General features: G+C 32.4%; 12 protein-coding genes. 5 read left to right on the top strand and 7 right to left on the bottom strand.

Annotated elements, in window-relative coordinates; all coding sequences use genetic code 11:
• From GXZ72_01065 to GXZ72_01055, 3 genes are all read left to right on the top strand, one after another.
• A partial coding sequence (locus GXZ72_01065) for a peptidoglycan-binding protein (protein ID HHT18145.1) occupies positions 1-124 on the top strand: 124 nt, incomplete at its 5' end.
• A gap of 324 nt (positions 125-448) precedes the next feature.
• Positions 449-889 carry a hypothetical protein gene (locus GXZ72_01060; GenBank protein ID HHT18144.1) on the top strand — a complete coding sequence of 147 codons (441 nt, stop codon included), beginning with the start codon at positions 449-451 and terminating at the stop codon, positions 887-889.
• 211 nt (positions 890-1,100) lie between these two features.
• Positions 1,101-1,616: a HEPN domain-containing protein gene (locus GXZ72_01055; protein HHT18143.1), complete on the top strand. Its 516-nt coding sequence runs from the start codon at positions 1,101-1,103 to the stop codon at positions 1,614-1,616.
• A 58-nt stretch (positions 1,617-1,674) separates the two neighbouring features.
• On the opposite strand, the gene GXZ72_01050 is transcribed toward GXZ72_01055, so the two are convergent.
• Positions 1,675-1,878: a hypothetical protein gene (locus tag GXZ72_01050; protein ID HHT18142.1), complete on the bottom strand. Its 204-nt coding sequence runs from the start codon at positions 1,876-1,878 to the stop codon at positions 1,675-1,677.
• Between the two features lie 453 nt (positions 1,879-2,331).
• A complete protein-coding gene (locus tag GXZ72_01045; GenBank protein ID HHT18141.1) occupies positions 2,332-2,910 on the bottom strand; it encodes a zinc ribbon domain-containing protein in 579 nt (192 codons plus the stop codon).
• A 461-nt stretch (positions 2,911-3,371) separates the two neighbouring features.
• Here GXZ72_01045 and GXZ72_01040 point away from each other — a divergent pair, with 461 nt between their 5' ends.
• Positions 3,372-4,730 (top strand): sensor histidine kinase, encoded by a 1,359-nt coding sequence (locus tag GXZ72_01040; GenBank protein ID HHT18140.1) that lies wholly within the window; start codon positions 3,372-3,374, stop codon positions 4,728-4,730.
• Positions 4,731-4,771: 41 nt separating this feature from the next.
• On the opposite strand, the gene GXZ72_01035 is transcribed toward GXZ72_01040, so the two are convergent.
• The 5 genes from GXZ72_01035 to GXZ72_01015 all read right to left on the bottom strand — a co-directional run bounded on the left by GXZ72_01035 (position 4,772) and on the right by GXZ72_01015 (position 7,889).
• Positions 4,772-5,251, bottom strand: coding sequence for a tetratricopeptide repeat protein (locus GXZ72_01035; protein ID HHT18139.1), 480 nt, complete (start codon positions 5,249-5,251; stop codon positions 4,772-4,774).
• 45 nt (positions 5,252-5,296) lie between these two features.
• Positions 5,297-5,827, bottom strand: a complete 531-nt coding sequence (locus GXZ72_01030) for a hypothetical protein (protein ID HHT18138.1) — start codon at positions 5,825-5,827, stop codon at positions 5,297-5,299.
• Positions 5,828-5,956: 129 nt separating this feature from the next.
• Complete coding sequence (locus tag GXZ72_01025) at positions 5,957-6,595, bottom strand: DUF998 domain-containing protein (GenBank protein HHT18137.1); 639 nt, start codon at positions 6,593-6,595, stop codon at positions 5,957-5,959.
• A gap of 92 nt (positions 6,596-6,687) precedes the next feature.
• Positions 6,688-7,362, bottom strand: a complete 675-nt coding sequence (locus tag GXZ72_01020; GenBank protein ID HHT18136.1) for a hypothetical protein — start codon at positions 7,360-7,362, stop codon at positions 6,688-6,690.
• 83 nt (positions 7,363-7,445) lie between these two features.
• On the bottom strand, positions 7,446-7,889 hold the full coding sequence (locus tag GXZ72_01015) for a hypothetical protein (GenBank protein HHT18135.1): 444 nt from the start codon (positions 7,887-7,889) through the stop codon (positions 7,446-7,448).
• A gap of 187 nt (positions 7,890-8,076) precedes the next feature.
• On the opposite strand from GXZ72_01015, the gene GXZ72_01010 reads away from it, so the two are divergent.
• On the top strand, positions 8,077-8,754 hold the full coding sequence (locus tag GXZ72_01010; GenBank protein ID HHT18134.1) for an MFS transporter: 678 nt from the start codon (positions 8,077-8,079) through the stop codon (positions 8,752-8,754).
• The last annotated feature ends 467 nt before the right edge of the window (positions 8,755-9,221 follow it).

The following is a 9,221-nucleotide window of genomic DNA, read 5'->3' as shown; positions in this document are numbered from 1 at the left end:
TTCACCTAGACATAGATCAGTCCAGACCTGGAATAACGGTAAATGGGTTGATTATCATAATGTTCCATGGGTTGGATCACCTACTGCTCGTGGAAGTGCTGAAACAGTGATCAAAGGTAATTAAGTGCACCTACGCTAAAATAACAACAAAATACAATCTAATATTCAACAGTTTAACGCAAAAACTGTTGAAAAACAACTCTTTTTAATTTTTATATTTTAAAAGCACACTTCATTTTAACCAATCCTTTTATTACTTTATGAACTGATTTTTACCATCAAATAAAAAATAAATAGGAACCACACTTACAATAGAAAATAGTATTATATCAGTGCATCCAAATAATTGGTAAAACGAAAATGTTTGTTAAAATTTTTAAAGCCAGTTAATTTGCGAGGGATTTCTACGAAAAACGGACAACTGATATTATTAATATTGATATTAGCTTTGGTAAGTATCAGTGGATGCACCAACATCATGGGAACTGATAGTAATTCAAAAATCAGTACAGGGGGACATTTCGAAAATCAGTGGGTAAAATTCCAATACCCTTCCCATTTAGTGGTTTTAGACAACTCAAACACTACACACTGCAGGCTGGAATTATACAATAATACCAATACTTCAATTGAAAACATGGTAGGGGAAGTTTTCTATTATCAAAGTAACAGAACAGATTTATCATGTTTTACCAGGGCAAAAAGAATCAATATTGCTGATAAACCCGGAATCAAAATTGAAGATGGTCTACAAGTATGCAGTTACGTTTTTCTATCGGCAGACTACATCAACACTAAAACATTGATCCTGAACTTTGATGCTCGCAAAAACCGAGATGCCTATCAAAAAATCGCCGACACCATAGTAATTAAAAAAGTAACAATTTAACAATCTCATCATAAACTATTAGAAATTAAATAAGTTTTTAAAGGTTAATCATCATTTTCAGTAAATTAGCATATAGCCTTATGAGAATCATTTTATATAGTTACAATGGAAAAGTTTAATATTATCCTTGAATAATTTTTATATAAGATTTATCTCAAGGAAGTATTATCAAATAAATAATTAACGAATATTTTGTAGTATGGTGATATATTTGGACAGAATTGATGATTTGTATTACCAGGGCCATCTAAAAAAAGTGGAACCTTCACCCCTAAAAAGTGCATTATCTCTTAAAGAAGCTAAAATATGGTTAAAAGAAGCAGAGTTAACCTTTGAACATGGTTATCATCGTTCTACTAGAATTTCTGTCTACTTTGCATTCCTTCATGCTACAAGAGCAGTGACACTTAGGGATGGTATTCTTGAAACTGAATCCCATTATTTATTAGACTATTTGGAAAAATACTGTGCTGAAGGAAGTCTTAAACCTGAATGTCTGGACATGTTAAATTATATGTTTGACATCCACTACCAGGATCAGCATCACTTCCAGTGCACCCGTAATCCACAGGAGATACAACAAGCCATTCGATACTGTCACGTGTACATAAAGAATATCAAAGTTTTCCTAGATAAAACCAACCGATTACCTAAGGCTGTTATTAAAAATGCCCTTCGTGAAAAGGAATTGGAAAAATCTGAATCATTACATAATAAAGATTTATAAATAAAAACTATATTCAAACTTAAAAAGGGAGTATGGGCACTAAATTCGGATGATTGTATCAAATCTCGTTTTGTTTTCTTTTTTTCAAATCTAGGACATCATTATAAATATTTAACCATATCTGGTCAATAAGATTGGGCTGGGTTTTTTCTTCTAAACCCTTAATCTTCTTTTCAATTGATTCAATTTCACCTGCATTCATTAATTCTTTGAATTTCTTATTGACCCGTTCATAGTCTTTTTGAAGATAATTATCAGACATTATAGAAACTCCTACAGCTATAATTCAATATTTTATTTTTAAATTTATAATAAGTTTTGCATAATCTGTTGGAATATTATTTAAAAAATGGATCACTGATAATAGAATACTGTCATTTTAATTGTTTAAACTATGCAAAATTTAATAGGTAAACACTACAACTATCAAAATTATGATATCATAAATATATTTTATGAGATGTTGGTAAGGTGGGTAAAATACGAACACTTCAACCCCCCATCACTTAATTACATTGGATAATTTTCTGTCAAATCCCAAATTTATGGTTCTACTTAATAATAGAGCTTAATCAATTATGGGACCTAATCAAAAAAAATTAAGGATGCTAAACATTTAGGGATGTTTGTTTTTAACCACCAAGTGCCCACCACAATCACATTCTTGAGAAAAATCTTCTTCTGTTTCACCATTTTGAAGTTGGTAATACCCTCCTCATTGATCACAAACCAGGAATTTTTGATCCTTTCGTGCAGGTTTAATAGTTTTATGTGAGCTTTCAGTGGATTTACCTAAGAAGTTATCCAGATCTTTCATCAAACCTCTGCCAGTTTTCTCCACTTCATCCAACAAGCCTTTACCAGTTTGTATAAACTCTTCCATAGAATCATCTGCAGGTGGTGGGTTAAAAGTTGAGGATGAAGAGGTTTCAACAGTTTTAGTCCCTGCTTGGATAGTAGTAGGTTTGTGTTGTTCAACATTAATTCCACACTCTGTGCAGAAACTAGTTCCAAGTTGAATAGGTGCATTACATTTAGGACAGTTAGAAATTCTATCGATTTTAAAACCACACTCAGTACAGAATGTGTCTTCAGAATTAAATTTATGATTGCACTGGGGACATCTAATGTCTGATTTTAACTCAGAAGTTGTTAGTTCTTTTTTGTCAAGCTCTACTACTTTCCCATTCTCTGCATGAGGTTCATCCACCGGTTTCCCACATTCTGTGCAGAAATTAGAGCTTGGTTTAATTTTGGCATTGCATTTGTTACAAATTATGTTGGAATTTTCCATATTTTATTCTCCACTAGAACAATTTACTAAGGGATAATCTAACTAAAACTGACAACTATTTTTATCATAATAATCATAATAAATTTGATTAATAACTTATAACAAAAATGCCATTAAATGATAATCTAACCATTCCCATTTATCATTGGCTTGTGTTAAAAATGCTAAAAATATCGTCCTTAAAAGATTTCAAGTTACTGTTAGCAGTGGCTATATCATCCATTATAATATTGGCATTGATTCCATTCTTATTTTGGAATACTTCCTTGACATCGCCCTATCTGAATATTTTAACAACAATCACAAGTTTCATTGGTTTTAGTTTCTTTATTTATGCAACATTATGGTCTTTTAAAAAAAATCAGAATATTTTCAAACCTTTATTAATATTCACCATAGGAATTGGAATATATTCCTGTTCCAACTTGTTCTATTTCCTTTTTGAGGTAATAGCAAACGATATGCAATATAATTTCATTGCCAATAACTTATTTTTCTTATGTTACCCCTTTTATATTCTGGGAATGATATTACTCAATAAAAGGCCTTTAAAAATAAGGTTTAAAGATTTATTAGATGTCAATATCATAACAGCATCATCATTATTCATAGTCTGGTTTCCTCTAATATGGCCTACAATAAAGACCAGCCAACCAGACACCATATCCATGGTAATATCTATCTTGTATTTATTCCTGAATTTAATACTATTAATTGTTATACAAACACTGTTATTTAATGAAAACAAGAAAATTCGTGATTTACCATTAATATTAATAGCTATAGGTCTCTTTTTTCAGATATTAGGAGACATGACATATGCTTATCACGTTGTAAAACCAGTCTTGATATACAAATGGCTTTTTAGCGCTTTGTTTGCTACAAACTCTATTTTTCTAATTTTGGCGGCAGCTTCAGTTTCAAATAAGGTTAACCTTGACTTAAAGAAAAAGATTTATTCTTATAGTAGTAAAGACCCGGATAATCATGACTTGATATCATTTTTACCATTAATACTAGTTCTAGGATCATATGGGCTCTTAATCATCACAAAACCTGATGCTGCATTAATATGGGGTGTGGGAGTTATTGTTGTCTTAGTGCTTCTGCGGCAGATAATCTTATTCAATGATACTAAAAAAGCTAAAAGGCAGCAGGAAATAGCTAAAAAATTGTTGAAAAAATCTTTAAAAGAAAAAGAATTCCTGTTAAGGGAAATACACCATCGGGTGAAGAATAATCTACAAGTTATTCTAAGCCTTTTAAGTTTACAGTCACAATATTTGGTGGATGATCATGATCAAGAACTATTCCTGGAAAGCCAATATCAAATAAGATCAATGGCTATGGTTCATGAAAAACTATACGAATCAGATAATATTAGTTCCATCAATTTTTCTGATTATTTAAAAACTCTATTAAATAGTTTAATTCATAATTCAGAATATGATTACTCCCAAATTAGTTATGAACTGGATATTGAAGATATCCAACTAAACATCGAAACTTCCGTTCCCTGCGGACTCATATTGAATGAGCTGGTTTTAAACTATCTCAAACACTCTTTCAAGCCTGATAAAGATGGTAAAATCATTATCACTATGCACAAAGAAGATGACCAATACCATTTGAATATTGTCTTTGAAGGCGGGGGTTCTGTTACCGACTCTCAAATGCAAGGCAAAACTAAATTAGGTTTAAATTTGGTTGATACGCTGGTAAAACAAATAGAAGGTTCATTAGAAATTTTGAACGACAAAGGAATTGTTTATAAAATAATTTTCAAGGAATTAGAGTACAACCCCCGAATTTATAGCTAATAAAGTAAATTAAAAATGGATTTATTTTATATAGTTGGCAGTTACTTGTCTAGAAAGTCTAAAAGGATTTTTTTATTAGTTATAGCGTTAATATCATGGGGATCTATTTTTAATGTTTCTTCAAAACATTTCAGGGCTTCTTCGTGTTTTCCTAAATTACCTAATGCTGCTCCCTTATTGTTTAGGGCTAGCTTATTTTCGGGATCATTTTTAAGGGCATGGTCAAAGCAATCAATAGATTCAGAAAACAACTGAAGTTCATAGTAGACTGCTCCTTTATTTAGCCAGGGGTTAGGATTTTCTGGATCAATGGAAATTCCATGATCAAAAGCATCCAATGCTTCTTCATACTGGCCCAGAGCACGTAAAACATTACCTTTATTATTCCACGCTTCTAAAAAATTAGGATCCTCTTCTAGGGCATTATTGTAACGTTTCAAGGCTTCTTCAAACTGGCCGTTATTATAAAATAAGATTCCCTCATTGTTCAATTGTCCTGCTTTTTTATTTTCTGAAGGCATAAGTTCACAATCCCTTAATTTGATATGGTTATTATTGATGTTTTACTAAGTGAAGTATCCTTTGATTTTAATGGTACTGGTAACTTTATTCATAGCTGGTTCCACTTTGGTTATATAATCCTTGTTTGAAACTTCTACTGAACTAATAATGTAGGTGTAATTGTTTTTAGAAAATGCAACCACTGATGAAACGTAATATGAGGAATTTAGTTGGTCTTCAGGGTTTTTGCCAATTTTATAGATCAATCTAACTCCTTCTTCCCCATCAATAGTCACTGGTTCGTTTTTGAGAATCTTAAAATTGGAATTTTTCTGGGAGTATTTCTTAATGTAGCCATCAACCAATTCCTGGGGTGAAACATCAGTGGTACTGATGTCGATGAGAGTGGTGTTAGTGCCAACCGGTTTTAACCCGGCAAGGATGTCTAAATTGGTGGCATCAACGACAGTCCAGTTTTCAGGAATCTTAAAACTGAGAATACTATTCTCGTATTCATCTTCCAGGGATAAACAACCCGAAACAGCAACCACTAACAATATCATTAGAAAAACAAGTAATAATATATATTTCTCCAATAACTACACACTCCACCAGGATTATATTATATGTTTCAAATTAGTGAGATTCTCTATTTCTTTTCATATAATTATTCATGGTTTTGTCAAATGCACATCATCCCAAAAACCTTGAAGTAACGGTCGGATCTATATTTTCACCCAGTCTTCACCCCTGCTGGATAAGTACCCTCCTAGTGCAATGATATACAGGAGCAGTGGATAGGCAAGCAAACGTTCAGCACCCCCAAGGCCAAGACTTCTGATAATGGCATTATCAAATCCGAATATTAAGGTTCCAATAATAATTCCCATAGGTACAATGCCCATTATCATAGATAAGATCACCATATGAATATTCAAACCCAGACGGTGAGAAAAAAGAACTGCTAAACTTCCGAAAAAGAATGTTATGAAAGTGAAAAGGGTATGTTCTACTGGAGAGTAAGAAGGGAACAAACCCACTCCCACTGCACCAACTCCAGTAAGTAATAGAAAAGTAGAGAAAAGTGGGCAACCACCACTTTTCAGGATTAAATAAACAGATCCGAGGGCCAGTGTTCCCAGTAAAAATATGCTGAGATTGAATATTGTAGCCGAAGGCTCCACAGGAGGTAAAGTTCCACCAAGAGAGCTGAGGGTATTGGTAGCAGTGCTGTATCCTGGGTACTGGGTTTCAGCCAGGGAAACTGCCATGAGAAATTGTATACCGGACACCATTAACAAGATGCCAGCAATTTTGTAGTAATCCTTTTCTGGACGGAAAATACTGCCTTTGAGAATTTTCATTGGATAAATCCCCTTAAAGTCCTATTTTTAGCCCTTCTCATTGAATACTAATACATAATATTTAGAGGGTGGGGTAAGAATAATAAGATAGTTTAGCCACGATCTTTAACCTTTTTAAGTTCACGTAGAGCTGTTTGGTATGCATGTTTTGTGATATTTTTATCGTCGTATAGTCCTTTTAATTCAAAAGTAATGTTTTTTACAGTTATCCGATCACCTTTATTTCTCAGACCAGCATAGGCCATGAGGATGATGGGATCTTCTTCTGCCAAGTCATAAATAGATATTGGAGGGGGTATTTCAGGGTCGGTGATGATGGTAGCATTGATCACTTGTAAGTTAACAGTTTTTGCATCAGAATTATCTGATTGCAAAGCTTTAACAGTGACACTGCTTACAGATTCGTTCACTGTTTTCCGGAATCTGCTGAAATTAACAGAATAATTCTCTTTCCAGTTTATTGGGGTTTTATTCACCACATGGTTCAGGCTGTCGATTAAGTTATAGAAGACACCACCATTTTCTCCATAAATATTATCAGTCTCAGGATAATAAGGAGTGGTAAATTCACATACCCATTTAACACGATTTTTAAGGTCAGTTATTATTATATAGAATTCAGCTACTTCTCTTTTACCCATGGGAACTGTTTTAAATTCGCCAACTATAATTTCTCCAGTTATTTCATCACCAGGTTTTAGTTCATCTAAAAATTTAGTTTCATAATCTGTCGTGTTTTTGTTAAGAGTTAAACCAAAATCGAGCATGAACAAACACCTATTTTATTATTTGATTCTATATAATTAAAAACTTTTTCAAAACCAATCCCTCACAAATAATGGAGGTAACGTTAAACCAGAATGTTCAATGTCTTTAAAATTTTTTTAATACTCCTTTGAGTGTTCATCAAGTTTCCTAGCATAGTGCCAGTGGTCAGGCTGAGTACCATTACCATCAATGGTGAACCGTGAATCCATTGGTGAAGATAAAATGTTCGGGTGAAAATGAAAATCAAATAACAGATCAGTATTACAAATCCAATTTTATCAATATGGCCAATTACCAGGTTGTTTTCATCATCCCAACTCAAATGATACATGCGAGAAGTAAAAATTCCCACTACAAATCCAATCAACACCCCAATAATGGCTAAGGATAACTTAAACATTCCTGTGGATACTTCAATGATTAACACAACTAAGAATATAAAGATGAAAAAGAGATATATACGCAAACGCCTTTGGAGACGGTTATCAACATATTCTGCTGAAAATCCAGTGTTTTTCTCTTTCATACCCGTTACTTATCCAATCTGATATACTGTATTATCTCTAGTTCACAAATAAAAACTCTATTTAATATAAGTTGTAATTAAATAATGAAAGTACAAACACTAAATATTTTTAGAAATGATTTTTCTGGATAAAAATAGATGTGTATTATAAAAGAGTGTAGTCTTTTCTAGAGAATGGGTAGGTAAAATGGGCTATTTAATTTGCAGTAAATGTCGGGTTTATTATCAAATGGAATCAGGTGAGTCTAAAAAAGATTTTACCAGTAACTGTGATTGTGGTAGTAAATTACGCTATGTGGAAAATTTAGATATAGTTGATCCCAGTTGGAAACAATCTACTTTCAGGAAAAAACCTACAATCAAAGAAGTTCTAAGAAACAAAGTGCAATCAATAAGTTATGGTATTAAAGATAATATAATAAGTCCCTTAATTGAATTTTGGCACAATCTACGAAACAAATTCCAAAACACCAAAAATCGGAACTATCAAAATTGGAATAATCATTATAACTCCCCCTATGGTATGCAAAATGGTTTAATCAATTCAATACTAAGTGAGTTTAATTTCAACAATATACAATGGATTATCATAATACCAGTTGTAATGGTCATTACCCTCATTTTAGCTAATACCCATGGCATTCTTACTCTATTAATTTTTCTACTGTTAGCTGCAGTGGGTTTTTTAACTAAAGATCCGGTTATTGGTGCCAAAAATGCTATCATAACTGGTGCAATTTCATTCTTTTTAGGAAGTCTCCTCTCAGGATCATTCCTCCTCTTAATACCCTTAACCATATTAGGAACCATTAATGGCGCAGTTTGTGGATTTATAGGAGGATATATACAAACCAGATACAATTAACCCCAACAGTGACAATGAGTATATGAATTGATAGTGTCATCTAAGATTATTGGGCAGTGAATTGGTAGTGACATCTAGAATGGTAATATACTAACTCCATAAATAGTATATTCACCATGAATTTCTTCTAATCCATTATATCTGTGTTTTAAAGAAACATTACTTGCTTTTTTTAAACTTAATTCATTACCTAAAAAATGCACCAGACCAGATGTATGAATTAAACTATCAAACTTATAAAAGATTATTCAAAGTCTCAAATCTATTAAAATTCCTTTGTAAAATAATATTTATATGCCATTGCAATACATTAGCGAATTTAACATTTTTTTAAAATAATGGCTTTGTAGAAACCCTTTTTTTATTTGATTTGTGTTGATCTGTAGATGTTGTATATTGTGTTTTTGAGTTTGGTTTCTTTGTTTGATAGTTGTGTGCTTCTACTATGGTTTGTGCCGTTAAATTTT

Source organism: Methanobacterium sp. (genome assembly GCA_012838205.1).
Taxonomy (GTDB): Archaea; Methanobacteriota; Methanobacteria; order Methanobacteriales; family Methanobacteriaceae; genus Methanobacterium.
The sequence above is the reverse complement of the archived record's forward strand: the minus strand, read 5'-3'. Positions and strand labels throughout refer to the sequence as shown.

Coding starts and splice junctions, on each gene's coding strand:
- GXZ72_01050 (HHT18142.1), bottom strand. CDS start 1,878: ATGTCTGATAATTATCTTCAAAAAGACTATGAACGGGTCAATAAGAAA.
- GXZ72_01045 (HHT18141.1), bottom strand. CDS start 2,910: ATGGAAAATTCCAACATAATTTGTAACAAATGCAATGCCAAAATTAAA.
- GXZ72_01040 (HHT18140.1), top strand. CDS start 3,372: ATGCAATATAATTTCATTGCCAATAACTTATTTTTCTTATGTTACCCC.
- GXZ72_01035 (HHT18139.1), bottom strand. CDS start 5,251: ATGCCTTCAGAAAATAAAAAAGCAGGACAATTGAACAATGAGGGAATC.
- GXZ72_01025 (HHT18137.1), bottom strand. CDS start 6,595: ATGAAAATTCTCAAAGGCAGTATTTTCCGTCCAGAAAAGGATTACTAC.
- GXZ72_01020 (HHT18136.1), bottom strand. CDS start 7,362: ATGCTCGATTTTGGTTTAACTCTTAACAAAAACACGACAGATTATGAA.
- GXZ72_01015 (HHT18135.1), bottom strand. CDS start 7,889: ATGAAAGAGAAAAACACTGGATTTTCAGCAGAATATGTTGATAACCGT.
- GXZ72_01010 (HHT18134.1), top strand. CDS start 8,077: ATGGGCTATTTAATTTGCAGTAAATGTCGGGTTTATTATCAAATGGAA.